This window comes from Agrobacterium burrii, assembly GCF_017313405.1.
GTDB lineage: Bacteria > Pseudomonadota > Alphaproteobacteria > Rhizobiales > Rhizobiaceae > Agrobacterium > Agrobacterium burrii.
Window position 1 is genome coordinate 1 of the sequence record NZ_JAFLNA010000026.1, and the last position, 14,036, is coordinate 14,036.

The 14,036-nt window shown below is 58.4% G+C and carries 17 protein-coding genes, 2 pseudogenes and 1 riboswitch; of the genes and pseudogenes, 15 read left to right on the forward strand and 4 right to left on the reverse strand.

Annotated elements, in window-relative coordinates:
• Positions 1-182: 182 nt before the first annotated feature.
• The 3 genes and pseudogenes from JZX89_RS28280 to JZX89_RS28285 all read right to left on the reverse strand — a co-directional run bounded on the left by JZX89_RS28280 (position 183) and on the right by JZX89_RS28285 (position 1,562).
• A complete protein-coding gene (locus tag JZX89_RS28280; RefSeq protein ID WP_207136113.1) occupies positions 183-674 on the reverse strand; it encodes a DUF305 domain-containing protein in 492 nt (163 codons plus the stop codon).
• Between the two features lie 137 nt (positions 675-811).
• A pseudogene (locus JZX89_RS28740) lies at positions 812-1,143 on the reverse strand (four-helix bundle copper-binding protein).
• Entirely contained in the window at positions 1,143-1,562 is a 420-nt protein-coding gene (locus JZX89_RS28285; RefSeq protein ID WP_207136114.1) for a DUF305 domain-containing protein, read from the reverse strand. The pseudogene JZX89_RS28740 and the gene JZX89_RS28285 overlap by 1 nt, the downstream one beginning before the upstream one ends.
• Positions 1,563-2,150: 588 nt before the next feature.
• Here JZX89_RS28285 and JZX89_RS28290 point away from each other — a divergent pair.
• From JZX89_RS28290 to JZX89_RS28320, 7 genes are all read left to right on the forward strand, one after another.
• A complete protein-coding gene (locus JZX89_RS28290) occupies positions 2,151-2,558 on the forward strand; it encodes a hypothetical protein (RefSeq protein ID WP_369809635.1) in 408 nt (135 codons plus the stop codon).
• 86 nt (positions 2,559-2,644) lie between these two features.
• Positions 2,645-2,869: a hypothetical protein gene (locus tag JZX89_RS28295; RefSeq protein ID WP_207136115.1), complete on the forward strand. Its 225-nt coding sequence runs from the start codon at positions 2,645-2,647 to the stop codon at positions 2,867-2,869.
• Positions 2,866-4,326 (forward strand): TolC family protein, encoded by a 1,461-nt coding sequence (locus JZX89_RS28300; RefSeq protein ID WP_207136116.1) that lies wholly within the window; start codon positions 2,866-2,868, stop codon positions 4,324-4,326. The genes JZX89_RS28295 and JZX89_RS28300 overlap by 4 nt, the downstream gene beginning before the upstream one ends.
• 15 nt (positions 4,327-4,341) lie before the next feature.
• A complete protein-coding gene (locus JZX89_RS28305; protein ID WP_207136117.1) occupies positions 4,342-5,697 on the forward strand; it encodes a multicopper oxidase family protein in 1,356 nt (451 codons plus the stop codon).
• 28 nt (positions 5,698-5,725) lie between these two features.
• Positions 5,726-6,205, forward strand: a complete 480-nt coding sequence (locus tag JZX89_RS28310) for a cupredoxin domain-containing protein (RefSeq protein ID WP_207136118.1) — start codon at positions 5,726-5,728, stop codon at positions 6,203-6,205.
• 23 nt (positions 6,206-6,228) lie between these two features.
• A complete protein-coding gene (locus JZX89_RS28315; protein ID WP_207136119.1) occupies positions 6,229-6,513 on the forward strand; it encodes a copper-binding protein in 285 nt (94 codons plus the stop codon).
• A 60-nt stretch (positions 6,514-6,573) separates the two neighbouring features.
• Positions 6,574-7,023, forward strand: a complete 450-nt coding sequence (locus JZX89_RS28320; RefSeq protein ID WP_207136120.1) for a DUF411 domain-containing protein — start codon at positions 6,574-6,576, stop codon at positions 7,021-7,023.
• A 21-nt stretch (positions 7,024-7,044) separates the two neighbouring features.
• On the opposite strand, the gene JZX89_RS28325 is transcribed toward JZX89_RS28320, so the two are convergent.
• On the reverse strand, positions 7,045-7,449 hold the full coding sequence (locus JZX89_RS28325) for a MerR family transcriptional regulator (protein WP_207136121.1): 405 nt from the start codon (positions 7,447-7,449) through the stop codon (positions 7,045-7,047).
• 55 nt (positions 7,450-7,504) lie between these two features.
• Here JZX89_RS28325 and JZX89_RS28330 point away from each other — a divergent pair, with 55 nt between their 5' ends.
• The 8 genes and pseudogenes from JZX89_RS28330 to JZX89_RS28360 all read left to right on the forward strand — a co-directional run bounded on the left by JZX89_RS28330 (position 7,505) and on the right by JZX89_RS28360 (position 13,886).
• Positions 7,505-8,293 (forward strand): glutaredoxin family protein, encoded by a 789-nt coding sequence (locus tag JZX89_RS28330; RefSeq protein WP_207136122.1) that lies wholly within the window; start codon positions 7,505-7,507, stop codon positions 8,291-8,293.
• Between the two features lie 123 nt (positions 8,294-8,416).
• Positions 8,417-8,545 (forward strand): annotated as a pseudogene (locus JZX89_RS28335) (Tn3 family transposase); the annotation flags it as partial.
• Between the two features lie 152 nt (positions 8,546-8,697).
• Positions 8,698-8,774, forward strand: a riboswitch (Fluoride riboswitch).
• Between the two features lie 86 nt (positions 8,775-8,860).
• Entirely contained in the window at positions 8,861-10,678 is a 1,818-nt protein-coding gene (locus tag JZX89_RS28340; RefSeq protein WP_207136123.1) for a voltage-gated chloride channel family protein, read from the forward strand.
• Between the two features lie 11 nt (positions 10,679-10,689).
• A complete protein-coding gene (gene crcB, locus JZX89_RS28345) occupies positions 10,690-11,079 on the forward strand; it encodes a fluoride efflux transporter CrcB (protein WP_207136124.1) in 390 nt (129 codons plus the stop codon).
• Positions 11,076-11,513: an EamA family transporter gene (locus tag JZX89_RS28350; RefSeq protein ID WP_207136125.1), complete on the forward strand. Its 438-nt coding sequence runs from the start codon at positions 11,076-11,078 to the stop codon at positions 11,511-11,513. The genes crcB and JZX89_RS28350 overlap by 4 nt, the downstream gene beginning before the upstream one ends.
• A 36-nt stretch (positions 11,514-11,549) precedes the next feature.
• Positions 11,550-11,735, forward strand: coding sequence for a hypothetical protein (locus tag JZX89_RS28745; protein WP_246746823.1), 186 nt, complete (start codon positions 11,550-11,552; stop codon positions 11,733-11,735).
• Positions 11,736-11,790: 55 nt separating this feature from the next.
• Entirely contained in the window at positions 11,791-13,056 is a 1,266-nt protein-coding gene (eno, locus tag JZX89_RS28355) for a phosphopyruvate hydratase (RefSeq protein WP_207136129.1), read from the forward strand.
• Between the two features lie 14 nt (positions 13,057-13,070).
• Positions 13,071-13,886 (forward strand): universal stress protein, encoded by an 816-nt coding sequence (locus JZX89_RS28360; protein ID WP_207136126.1) that lies wholly within the window; start codon positions 13,071-13,073, stop codon positions 13,884-13,886.
• Positions 13,887-14,036: the final 150 nt, after the last annotated feature.

Consider the following 14,036-nt stretch of genomic DNA (forward strand, 5'->3'; position numbering starts at 1 on the left):
GTGATGCTGGACCGACATTTGCGACACGAATTGAGCGCGATGTCAGCCGCATTTTTCCATTGAAAAGTCAGGAGATTCGCGGCAATTTAATCGCCCTGGTTTCTCTGCGCTCGATAGCCGTGCGACGTTGGGAGCGGCATGAAAAGCCATTATGGTTATATGAGGTCTTGAAAAAGATACGTTCACTGCAGAGAACGGGGGAGTATTTGGGGGGCGGCATCGGGTATGGGATGGGCCTCGATGTCAGCGATTAGCTTCTCCATCTCGCCAATTTCTTTCACCTGGGCATCTATGATTCCGTCGGCCAACTTCCGGACGCGCGGGTCGCGGATATGCGCTCTCTCGCTAGTCATGATGGCGATAGAATGATGAGGAATCATCGCTTTCATGTAAGAAACATCGCTGACGGTTTCTTGACTACGCACGAGCCACAACGAACCCGCGAAAACAACGACGCTGCATATAAAAATTGCGGCGTTGACCTGTTTGCGGTCATACATTTTCAACATGAACGCAAGCATGATGAAGGCCATCACCGCGCCCATCATCAGGGCCATCCACGCCCGCGTCTGGCTGAACCAAATGTGGTCAGCGGCATAGGTGTTCAAATACATCAAGCCGAACATAACGAGGGTCGATGTCGCTATCATTGCTGCAAAGCGGCTATAGCTCATTTTGGTATCCTTACTTGTCGTGGCTAGACATTTGCACTGCGCCTAAGGCGCGCGTGGCGAGCCGCAAGTCTGTGCTACGGAAAGCTAACGTCGGGGCATCATATCGGGAGAGGGCAGTTGACCCTCCCCCGCTTCAATCATGCCGCCATTTGTGCGCAGCTTTCCGCGCACTTGCGGCACGCGGCAACGCATGCTTCCATGTCGCCAACTCGTTCGCAATCGTCCGCGCATTGTTTGCAGATTTCCGCACATTCCCGGCACACATGCCGGTGATGTTCGGAACCAATCAGCATGAAATGGGCCGACGTACGGCACATCTCTGCGCAGGCCATCATCAGCTTGAAGTGCTTCGGCTCTGTGTGTTGGCCACCAATTTCCAAGCAGTGGCCATCGCCATCGACAGGCACTCGGTATAGCAGGCCAAGCAGTTGTCGATGCAGGTCTTCATTTCCGGAGACATGTGGTGCATCACTTGACCTCCTTGTCGACCCAGGCGGTCAGTTCCTTGATTTCTTTCGACTGGTCGTCGATGATCTTCTGGGCTTTGGCCTTGGCTTCGACATTGTCACCATGCTTAAGCTCGACCTGGGCCATGCTGATTGCACCCATATGATGAGCGATCATTCCGCAGACGAAGGCAACATCCGCGTCCTTCTTCATCATGCCCTGCATCATGTTCATATTCATGGCCTTCATGCCATCCATCGCCTCCATCTGGTGGGCTTCCATTCCCGCCATCTGATTGCCCTGCATGGCCATGTCGCCACCAGAAAACATTTCAGACTTGCATTTGTCGGGATAGGCCATGGGGTCGGCGGCAACTGCTGCCGAAGCAAGAGTGAACGTAAGGGAACTGGCTAATGCCAGCGTAAGGGTAAAAGTTTTCATGTTGATTCTCCTTGGTTGGATGGGGGTTATTTCATGCCCATCCGCGTCGAGGAGGCGGGTCGATCGCGCGTACCAGCAGCAGAGCTGTATCGACCTCGACAGTGGCGTGAGGTCTTCTCTCCGGCGCTGGCGGCAACACCGGCGTCATCAGTGTTGGGAGAAGGGGGCAGCACGAGGCTACCGAGCAACAGACGGACGTGCCATGACTGTCCGGATGAGGGCGGTTAGAATGGTCGGAGGATTGCATGGCGGGACAGCCGGTGTGACCATGAGCTGACGCGGAGGACATCTCGATCAGGTTCAACACCATGAGCAAGCTCATGATGGCCAACATTAAGCGGGCAATTTTCCAGGTCAGTTGCATCCTCGCGTCTCCTTCGAGGAAACATGTCCGGCAGGGAATAGGTTCCAAAACTTCTGTTCTTGGGTGGAACGCTTATCAGGGCTTGACCTTCCCCCATGGGAAGCCTCACAAATTACCAAAGCGTATCCAGTCAGCCGCAAGGCGCGTTGGATATTCTTAATTCCGCCGTACGAATCAGCAACTGACATCGCGCTACCGATGGTAGTTTTTGGAGAATGGACCTGGTGTTTCGCAACCTGTTGGGCAGGATCGTGATTTTGTTCAGACTGGCGATCATTATATCGCTGGTCGGCTACACGTTGCCGAATGCGAACGCCGCAATGCATGGTCCGTCGGTTCTCCAGACGGAAGCCACGATCACAGACGACCACGGACACGGGTCTCACGGGCATGACGAACTTGCGTCGCCTAATCATGACGCGGATCAAGCGCAGTCCGGTCACCACGTTGGCGACGACGACATGGATAAGTCCGGCAAGCAGAACTGCTGCCAGGACTTCTGCATGAGCATGGCTCTTCTCGACTGCCATCAGGCTGAAACACACCTGGCCGCAAGCTCGATCCGGTATTTTATCGACGATAGCAAGAACGTCGGCCAGATCACCCTCTTGAACAGACCCCCGAATATCTGAACAGGCGCTGCCCGCCTTAGGGCGCTGACCGCGCGCTGACGGCTGCAAGCCGCCGCGCCGTTACATCTCCTGTTTGGATATTTTCCATGAATCCTTTCTACGTCGTGGTCGCACTGCCCCTTCTGCTGGGCGGTTGCGCAGCCACATCCACCGACGTCACCACCTATGACGACTCGGCCGATCCTGCCTACGGGGTCAAGCCGGTGAGCTACACCACACCAGTGACCGGTTACGTCCACCGCATTCCCGTCGATCCCAGACCGTGGCGCGGCCAGAATGACGCGCAGGCTCCGAAAGGAGGCACATCATGAGGGGCCGAACAATTAAGGCCGCAGCCACACTTGCGGTTCCCCTCATCCTTAGCGGGTGCGTTTCTATCACAGAGTATTCCGCAACGGGCGCGGGGTTCACCTCCGTATCGCTGAAAACGTCGGAGGCCACCGGCAAGCAGACCGTGTGGGTGCAGAACGGCCAGGAGGCGCAGGCGGTGAAAGCGCGCGTCAAGGCAATGATGTCCAAAAAGACCATCGATGTCGAAACCGCGGTTCAGGTGGCGCTGCTCAACAACAAGGGTCTTCAGGCCGCCTACGCTGATCTGGGCGATTCTGCAGCGGACGCCTGGCAGTCGACCATGCTCACCAATCCGACGGTGGGTATTGGCCTCACTGGCATCGGCACGCCGGGGCTTGAAGCATATAAAGCGATCGAAGGCGTCATTGCGACCAATATTCTTGCTCTGGCAACCCACAGCCGCAACGTGGCGATCGCAGATGCCGGGTTCCGCAAGGCCCAGCTTGCGGCGGCGCTGCGCACGCTGCAGCTTGCAGCCGAGACACGCAGAGCCTGGATAACAGCAGTGGCCGCCTGGGAGAACGTAACCCAGCTTGCCCAGGCTCAGACCGCAGCGGACGCGGCATCCGAGCTTGCCAAGAAACTTGGCGAGGCCGGATCCTTGCCCAAGGGCGGCCAGGCACGCGAGCACGTCTTCTATGCCGAGCTGACTGGACAGGTCGCTAAAGCGCGGCTGGAAGCGCGTCTTGCCAAGGAAGAGCTGACCCGTCTTATGGGTCTTTGGGGGGCGGATATCGATTACCAAATCCCCAACCGCCTGCCTCAGCTGCCGAAGACCATCCTCAAGCGTGACCTGATCGAGGCGGAGGCTCTGCAGCGTCGCGTCGACCTGCAGATGGCGAAACTTGATCTCGCAACCACGGCGAAATCTTCGGATCTCACCAAAGCAACCCGTTTCGTGACCGATCTGGAAATCCTGACCGGGTTTGAAACCGAGCGCGAGCTTGAGGACGGTGAAAAGATCAAGAGGACCACCGGCAACGTGGAGCTGGAGTTCGTCATCCCCATCTTTGACTCGGGTCAAGCCCGGCTGCGCAAGGCTGAACTCGCCTATATGCGGGCGGCGAATCTGCTCGCCGAAAAGGCGGTCAACGTTCGGTCGGAAGCCCGGTCCGCTTACCAAGCCTACCGCTCGAACTACGACATCGCGCGGCATTACCGCAACAGCGTCGTGCCACTGCGAACAAAGATCGAGGAGGAGTCCCTCCTCACCTACAACGGCATGATCACCAACACCTTCGAGCTCCTCGCTGACAGCCGGGAGAAGGTCAATTCGGTCGTACTGTCGGTCAACGCCAAACGCGACTTCTGGCTCGCTGAAGCCAACCTCGCGCCTGCGATCTACGGCGGCGGCGCGGGAGCAGCTGCAGCAGAAACCCAGGTCGCATCGGCTGAAGCCGCCGGCCGCGGTCACTGAGAAAGGGAACCAGACATGTTCAATCGCAGACAGCTACTGGGGGTCGGCGCAGGCGCCGCCCTCGTCTCATCCCAGACCTGGGCACAGACCTCCAACATGGGCCTGCCGGAGGCGGCGCTGATGGATTCGGCGGCGACCCAGACGCCGGTAAAGCCCACCACCGGCCCGGACTACACTCCCGTCGTTACCCTCAACGGCTGGACCCTTCCTTTCCGCATGAACGATGGCGTCAAGGAGTTCCACCTCGTTGCCGAACCGGTCGAGCGCGAGATGGCCGAAGGCATGACCGCGCATCTCTGGGGCTACAACGGGCAGTCTCCGGGACCGACCATCGAGGCGGTTGAAGGCGACCGCGTGCGCATCTTTGTCACCAACAAGCTGCCCGAACATACCACCGTCCACTGGCACGGCATGATCCTGCCATCAGGCATGGACGGCGTCGGCGGACTTTCACAGCCGCATATCCCAGTCGGAAAGACCTTCGTCTACGAGTTCGACCTCGTGAAATCCGGGACCTTCATGTACCACCCCCACTCGGATGAAATGGTCCAGATGGCCATGGGCATGATGGGGTTTTTCGTCATTCACCCCAAAGATCCGACGTTTATGCCTGTGGACCGGGATTTCGTGTTCCTGCTCAGCGGCTATGACATCGATCCGGGCACCTATGTGCCGCGGGTCATGGAGATGACCGACTTCAATCTCTGGACCTGGAACAGCCGCGTGTTCCCGGGCATCGATCCGCTGGTGGTGTCCAAGGACGACCGGGTGCGGGTACGTGTCGGCAACCTGACGATGACCAACCATCCGATCCACATGCACGGCTACGACTTCGAAGTGACCTGTACGGATGGCGGCTGGGTGCGTCCGGAGGCGCGCTGGCCGGAGGTGAGCATCGACATTCCCGTGGGGGCCATGCGCGCCTACGAGTTCGATGCGAAGTATCCGGGTGACTGGGCCATTCATTGCCACAAGTCGCATCACACCATGAACGCGATGGGCCATGACGTCCCGACTTTCATCGGCGTCGACAAGAAGACCGTCGCCGAGAAGATCCGCAAGATACGCCCGGAATACATGCCGATGGGAACTGCCGGCATGGCCGACATGGGCGAGATGTCGATGGAAATCCCTGAGAACACTGTGCCGATGATGACCGGCTGGGGCAAGCACGGTCCAATCGAGATGGGCGGCATGTTCTCGGTGGTGAAGGTCCGCGAGGGCATCTCGGCGGGCGATTACAACGATCCGGGCTGGTACGAAAACCCGCCGGGTACCCAGGCCTGGGAGTGGACCGGTGCCCTGCCGGACGCACCGAAAGCCAAGGACGCAAAGACCACGATCACTCCCAACCATGCCGACCACGGCTGAAAATCACTTACCAACTGAGGACAACCCCATGAAAATCACACTACTTGCCGTACTGCTCGCCACACTCGCCACCCCTGCCCTGGCATCGGGATCGCACGCCGGTGGACACGGCGAAGCGATGGCCGTCGGGGAGCCGGGCAAAAAAACCCAGGCGACCCAGACCATCCGCATCAGCATGAAGGAAACGTCGGACGGCAAGATGGTCTTCACGCCGAACAGCTTCAAGGTCCGCAAGGGCCAGACGGTCGTGTTCGCTGTCAAGAACGCGGGAGAGCTGGATCACGAATTCGTCCTCGACCGGGAGGACAAGGTCATGGAGCACAAGGCTGTCATGGAGAAGTTCCCGGAGATGGAACATGACGATCCGAACGCTATCCGGCTCGCGCCCGGCAAGAGCGGCGAGATCGTCTGGAAGTTCACCAATGACGGCGTCTTCAAGGTCGCCTGTCTCATCCCCGGTCATTACGACGCCGGCATGCACGGCGACGTCAACGTCGCCGCCAAGTAACCTCAAAACGAAAAGGAACTATCATGAAGAACATCGTTACGATCACCCTCGCCACAGCCCTCGGTCTGTCATTCGCAGCCGGTTCCTTCGCTCAGGAGTTCACCAACGGCACGGTCAAAAAGGTCGACGCGAAGACCAAGAAGGTCACTCTCATCCATGAGGAGCTGAAAAGCCTGGAAATGCCGGCCATGACCATGGTCTTCACTGTGGATGACGCGGCCATGCTGGCCAAGCTCAAGGAAGGTGCGAAGGTGCAATTCGTCGCCGAGCGCAAGAACGGAAAGCTCACCGTCACCCAGATCAAGTGATCGAACTGCCGTCTCCGGCAATCCTGCCGGAGACGGCTCAAGCAACGGAGGATACTGAAAATGAGGCGCAGGCAGTTCATCTTCCTTTCGGCTGCAGCCGTAGTGGCTCCAGCAGGCGCCATGGCGCAAAAAGCCGCGATGACAGTCCACAAGGATCCCTATTGCGGATGCTGCGGCGCGTGGGCGAAAGCATTTGGCGTGGCAGGCTACCGGGTAGAGACGCGGGACGAGGATGACATGGACGCATTCAAGGCTCGCCTCAAGGTGCCGGACGAGGTTCGCGGTTGTCACACCGCGATGATGGAGGGCTATTACCTCGAAGGCCACGTCCCGCTTGAGGCGGCCGAAAGGCTCCTGAAGGAGCGTCCGGCTTTAGCCGGGCTTGCGGTGGCGGGCATGCCCAAGGGATCGATGGGAATGGGAACGGACCCCGCGGCTTCATATGATGTCATGGCGGTACCCCGTGACGGCTCAAACCCGTACGTCTATATGGCGGTGAGGCCGAGCTGAAGCGTGCGCTGGTGACACCGGTCATACGCCGAAGGAATGCAGGATTGGACAGGGTCCAGTCTTGCCTGATGCACACTCCGCGACGAGCGTGTTGAGGGACTCGCGGGCAGCTTGCAACTCTGCGATCTTCACATCCAGGGCGTCCAGACGAGACCTCGCCAGGCTTCTCGCGGCAGCACGGTCGTCTCCGGCATCGAGTTCGAGCAGGCGCTTGATCTCTTCCAGCGTGAAACCGGCGGTCTGCGCCTGGCGGATAAACTTGAGGCGGCGCACATCGTCACGCGTGTACCTGCGCACCCCTTCATGTCCCTGTGGCGTCGGCAGAAGGCCACGGCGTTGGTAGAAGCGGATGGTTTCGACACTTACCTCGCCTGCGGCGGCAAATTTTCCAATTGTCTTGTCCATGGGCTGTTGACTCCGTACCACAGTACGGAATGTATAGTCATGCCAACGATTTCACAAGACGCAAGGAGACGTCAAAATGTTGGACAGAACAAGCACGGGCGACAATGAAAAGAAGGCAGTCCTCTACCGGATGGTTATGGCTGCACATACCTGCCCCTACGGATTGAAGGCAAAGGACCTCCTCAAGCGGTCCGGCTACAAGGTAGAAGATCACCATCTGACGACGCGCGACGAGGTCGACACCTTCAAGGCACAGCATGGAGTGCAGACAACGCCTCAGGTGTTCATTGATGGCAATCGGGTCGGCGGCTACGATGACACCAGGAGGTTCCTCGGAAAAAAGGTGCCCGATCCCAAGGCGACTACCTATCGGCCTGTCGCAGTGCTCTTCGCAATGACGGCTCTCACCGCGATGGCTGGCAGCTACGCCGTCAGCGGCGACGCTTTGACGCTGCGAGCGGCTGAATGGTTCATCGCCTTCTCCATGGTAGTGTTGTCAATGCTCAAGCTCCAGAACGTGGAAGCATTCGCGACCATGTTCCTCAACTACGATCTTCTAGCGAAACGGTGGGTGCCGTACAGCTACATCTATCCCTATGCCGAGGGAGCGGCGGGCATCCTGATGGTAGCCGGCGCGCTGAATTGGGTTTCTGTTCCAGTGGCGCTGTTCATTGGAACGATCGGCGCGGTTTCCGTCTTCAAGGCGGTCTACATCGACAGGCGCGAGCTCAAATGCGCATGCGTTGGAGGATCGAGCAACGTGCCGCTTGGGTTCATCTCGCTGACCGAGAATCTGATGATGATCGCTATGGCGGTCTGGATGGCGGCCGTGTCGTTAGGGTTTGTCACCCGTCATGCCATGTAAGGGTGTCGTGTCGCGAAACTCCCACAGACCGTCTAAAAACTCAGATGATCCGTGCTCAGTGGAGCGATTCAGTAGGTGCCGTCGGGAAGCCAAGCAGAATGAAAATTTTGCTCTTCCTCGACGCAGACGCGCACGGCCGATCCGGAGGCGATCCTGCGCCGCTTCGCGCGGGCTGAAGTGATGCACCCAACCTACAAGGCGCTGAGCGAACTCGGCCGTGCGGTCAAGACGATCTTTCTATGCCGCTACCTGCGGGCCGGATAGATTTCGGCAAAATTGCCGCATGAGCAGCGGCGCGAAAATGCCAATTGCAAAACTCAGGCAATAAATTCTAACTTTTGTTGGGATTATTGCGACAGCCAACGCTAGTCACTGATTGACAATTGCCACAAGCTGCCGCTACCGATGCTCCTGGTAATGGATTCTGCCGGGCATTAAGCCGAACCGCTCCCCAGATGGGGCTGATGACTCCTACTCAACGCGCAACACGCGAAGGAGTAGAGTCGTGCCAAAATTCCAGTACCCTTATTCTGAGATGAATTGTGAACCTGCGGGAGCGTCCATCTGATGGCGCTCTCGGCATTTTTTGGTCTTCGCGTCACCCAGGTCCGAAGCCTCGCAAAATGGATCGTGATCGTCGTGCCGATGGCGATGGCCGTTGGCTCACTTGTCGCCCTGTTCCTCTGGAGCCTCGACAGGGCAACCGAATTGCGCTTCGAGTTTCCATGGCTGATCTTCTTCATGCCGGTAGCAGGCTTTGCCATGGTCTGGGCATACGGAAAGTTCGGAAAGTCTGCCGAAGGCGGCAATAATCTCATTGTCGATGAAATCCATGAACCGGGCGGCGGCCTGCCGCTGCGCATGGCTCCGTTTATCTTGGTGACGACAGTTCTGACCCACCTGGTTGGCGGATCGGCGGGACGCGAGGGAACGGCCGTCCAGCTCGGGGGCAGTCTGGCGAGTGCGTTCGGCAAAGTGTTCAAACTCACGCCATCCGATTTTCGAATTCTATTGATGACTGGAATCGCGGCTGGGTTCGGCGCGGTTTTCGGCACTCCGATTGCAGGTGCGATCTTCGCGCTGGAAGTGCTCACCATTGGCCGTATGCAATACGAGGCGCTGCTGCCAGCTCTTCTGGCGGCCGTCGTTGCTGACTGGACCTGCCATGCCTGGAGCATCGGTCACGTCCAGTATTCCATTTCCTATCTCGGCGGGATCGGCGAAGGCATCGGGTTCCATCTCGACGCGCTTCTGATGCTCAAGGTAGTGATCGCAGGGGTCGCCTTTGGGCTGGCTGCGCACTTCTTCGCGGAACTCTCTCACCTGGCTTCATCTACCTATAAGGCTCTTCTGCCTTATGCGCCTCTGCGGCCCGTGCTGGCGAGCGCCATCCTGATCGGCCTCGTCCATGTGCTGGGAACACGCGAGTATCTCGGCCTCGGCGTCTGGTCACCAAACCCGGAGGACGCGACCATCATCGGCTTCTTCCGGCCCGACCATGTCGACTACTGGAGCTGGGCCTGGAAAGGGCTGTTTACCATCGTCACCCTGAGCGCGGGCTTTAAAGGCGGTGAGGTCACACCACTTTTCTTCATCGGGGCTGCGCTTGGAAGTGCGCTCGCCGGGGTCCTGGGCGCACCGCCGGACCTGTTTGCGGCTCTCGGGTTCGTAGCCGTCTTCGCGGGCGCGACCAACACGCCGCTCGCCTGCATGATCATGGGCATCGAACTGTTCGGGGCAACGCATTCCGTCTACATCGCGGTCGCCTGTTTCGTCGCCTATCTCTGCAGCGGCCATTCCAGCATCTATCTCTCCCAGCGTGTCGGCGTGCCGAAGACGGCCGCCGCTAACGATATCCCTCCGGATATTTCCGTCCGCCACATGCGCGACATGAACGCCCAGACCCTTGGTGATCTGGTCGGCACGGTTCGCTTCCGGTCGCTTGCAACGCGCGCAACGCTCAACGAAAGGCCCATCATCGTGACCCAACATACACTGCACTACAAGGAAATCGGCATGGTGCGCATCTATATGAAGCCGCGCGAGAAGACGCCGGGTAAGGGTGGCTGGTTCGGATCGAAGCCGCTCTATCGTGAGCTGGTCCTGCAGGCGAAAGCCGCTGGCATCATGAATGCGGTGGCTCACCACACCCATTTCGGGTACTCCAATAGCGGAAAGGTACAGGACGAGGGCTTCGAGATCCCTAATCCGGATCTGACCATGTGCGTGGAACTGATAGCAGCACGGGACAAGCTTGAAGACTTCTGCCGGACCCATGGCACCCTCCTTAAGAACAAGATGATCGTCTACAAGCATCTTGAGCACTGGGACGTGCTGGGCCATGAGATCGCGGCAGAAGAAGGCCTGAAAGCCAGTGCATCCTGACGGAGTTGATCATGGCATATTTGATCGTCTTTCTTGGTGCAGGCATCGGCGGCGTTTTCCGGCATAGCGTCAATATTGGTGCCGCGCGAATGCATGGCTTCGGTTTTCCGTATGGCACGCTGGCCGTCAATATTCTTGGCTCTGTCCTGATGGGCGTCCTGACCGAACTCTCCGTCGTCCGTTCTGGCCTGCCACAGGAATTGCGTCTCTTTCTGACGACTGGCCTACTCGGCGGCTTCACGACGTTTTCGACATTCTCGCTCGACGCGGTGACGCTTTGGGAGCGTGGCCAATGGGGCCTTGCCGCCGGATACATCACCCTCTCGCTTGTTCTCTCCATGGCGGGGTTGTTTGCAGGACTGATGCTCATGCGTTTCACAGGCCAGGGACAAGCAACATGAAAAACCTCCTCACAAGCTGGCCGATCTGGGCACTGATGTCTGCGGGCTTCGCGGCATTGACGGCGATCTTTGCCAAGATCGGCGTCGAGAACGTCAATTCCGACTTCGCCACCTTCATTCGCACCATCGTCATCCTGCTGGCTGCCGGTACGATGGTTTACATCACTGGAAACTGGCAGGAGCCGTCTTCGGTCTCGACAAGGAGCTGGCTGTTCCTTGTGCTTTCCGGCTTTGCGACCGGCGCCTCCTGGATCTGCTATTTTCGGGCGCTGAAGCTGGGTGATGCCGCGCGCGTCGCGCCGATCGACAAGCTCTCTGTCGTCTTCGTGTCAGTCTTTGCCGTGCTGTTCCTTGGCGAGCGCCTGACGCTCCCAAACTGGCTCGGTGTCGTGATGATCGCGGGAGGAGCCGTACTCGTCGCCTACAGGGCTTGAGACCATCAAAGAACTTCAAGGGGGGAGGAACGCACGATGTTGAATGAAGAGTGCCTATGGCGTGAGTGGTATGCCTGGTTTCCAGTCATACCGGTGGATGATCACGTGTTCTGGCTGGAGGAGGTCTGGCGACGGCGAAACCCACAATCTGGACGGTGGGAATACCGGTCGTTCCGATCAGACCGAGAAAGAGAAATCGAAGATGCCAATCGCCCGATCTAGGCGACAGCCGGTTCATCAAAAGAACGGCCTACACCCGACAGCAGGAGTCACATCCATGAAGACCCTTATCGAAAACATCACCGCCTTGGAAATCCTCGATTCCCGTGGGAATCCGACCCTTCGCGTCAGCGTACATCTCGACAATGGGATTGTGGGCACCTCGTCCGTTCCCTCGGGAGCATCGACCGGGGCCAATGAGGCGGTAGAACTACGTGACGGAGACTCCAGCCGATACGGCGGCAAGGGTGTTCGCAAGGCCGTCGACAACGTCAACCTGCGGATCGCCCCTTTTTTGAAAGGACACGATCCTTCGCATCAGGCGGCACTCGACGCAGCCATGATCGAACTCGATGGCTCGCCTAATAAATCTGAGCTTGGCGCCAACGCAATTCTGGGAGTCTCCCAGGCGCTTTGTCGCGCCGCCGCCCAAAGCCACGGCCTGCCGCTCTACGCGTATCTGGGTGGCGTCGGTGCCCTGCATCTGCCCATTCCCATGATGAATGTTCTCAATGGCGGCAAGCACGCGGATTCCGGCATGGATTTCCAGGAGTTCATGCTTTACCCGCACGGCGCACCGACGTTTTCTGAGGCCCTCCGCTATGGGGCCGAGACGTTCCATGCCCTGAAATCCATCCTGTCAAAGCGCGGCCTCAGCACCAGTGTCGGCGACGAGGGTGGATTTGCGCCAAAGCTCAAGAGCAATGAGGAGGCGTGCGAGGTCATTGTCGACGCGATCGAGGCGGCAGGCTATCGGCCAGGCGAAGATATCGCCATTGCGCTCGATCCCGCCGCCAGCTCATTTTACGAAGACGGGCTCTATCGCCTGAAGCGCAGCGGACAAGGCAATAAGACATCGCAGGAGATGGTCAGCCTGTTCGAGACCTGGGTCGAGAAATTCCCGATCGTCTCCATCGAGGACAGCCATGACGAAAATGATTGGGAGGGATACAAAGCTATCACCAAGGCTCTTGGCAATCGGATCCAGATCGTCGGCGACGACAATCTCGTCACCAATACCCACTTCATCGCAAAGGGCATCGAGGAGAAAGCGTGCAATGCGGCCCTCATCAAGCTTAACCAGATCGGGACCGTGACGGAGACGGCCAGCGCCATCCAGCTCTGCCGAAAAGCGGGGTGGAACTACGTCATCTCGCACCGCTCCGGTGAAACCGAAGACAGCTTCATCGCCGATTTCGCCGTGGCCATGGGTGGAGGACAGATCAAGACAGGCTCGGCTTCCCGCTCCGACCGGATCTCGAAATACAATAGGCTTCTGGAAATCGAGGCGGAGCTCGGTGGCGCTGCCCGGTTCGGGGCATGACGGGAGACGATACCATGAGAATTCTGGCTGTGCTGACTAAAGGCGATACGGTCGCCGGAACCCTGGATGCGGCGGTTATGGCAGCGGCCTCCGTGACCTGCTCATCGATCGAAGCGCTGAATGTCATGGTAGACCCGATGCATCTTGTTTCTGCCCCTGAGGAAATCGACATTCAGGAGCTTCGCGAACATGATGAAGGCTCTGCGCAACAGCGCGCGGAGGCTATCGAAACTGCTTTTGGCGAATGGAACACAGTCCTGCGGCCAGGAGCATCCCCTATAGAGTTGCGCACGATCACAGGCGCGGAGGCGGAAACTGTCATGCGGGAGACGACCGAGGATATCGGGCTTGTCGTCCTTTCGCACAACAGGAACATGGATGCTTCCGACGCTTTCCACAGCGCGCTCTTTACCGCCCGCCGGCCAGTTCTGCTGGTTCCGCCGGGCTGGCGATCTGGAGACCGCGTGCGGTTTTCGCATATCGCCGTTGGCCTCACAGACAGCGAACTGACCCACCGCGCAATCAAATCGGCCGTGCCATGGTTGGCAGCGACGGATCGTGTCAGCGCCCTTTGCGTCACAGACGAAAGCAATGCCCTAGATGCGCTCCGCGCTGTGATACAAAGCTCCGGGGTCGAACCCGACGTGAAGATTCTAGCGCGTTCCAACGAAACAATTGGCGCACAGCTTGTGCATGCAGCGGACAGCCTGAAGGCGGACGTTCTGGTCACGGGTGCGTTCAGCCATAGCGAGTGGTCAGAATGGCTCATGGGCCATGAAACTCGGGAGATCTTGGCAGCGGCCGATCTGCCGCTGTTTCTGATGCACTGATCAATTGTGATTTGGAGGGCAGTAAAAGTCCTGACTTTTCATCGGAAGCATCGCGAACTGAAATCACTCCCAAATTCATGTCGCAAAAATCGAACGCAAAAGTCCGCCTCTTAAGGGGGATTTTTGCGACCGTGTTTTGCGCGGTGTCAT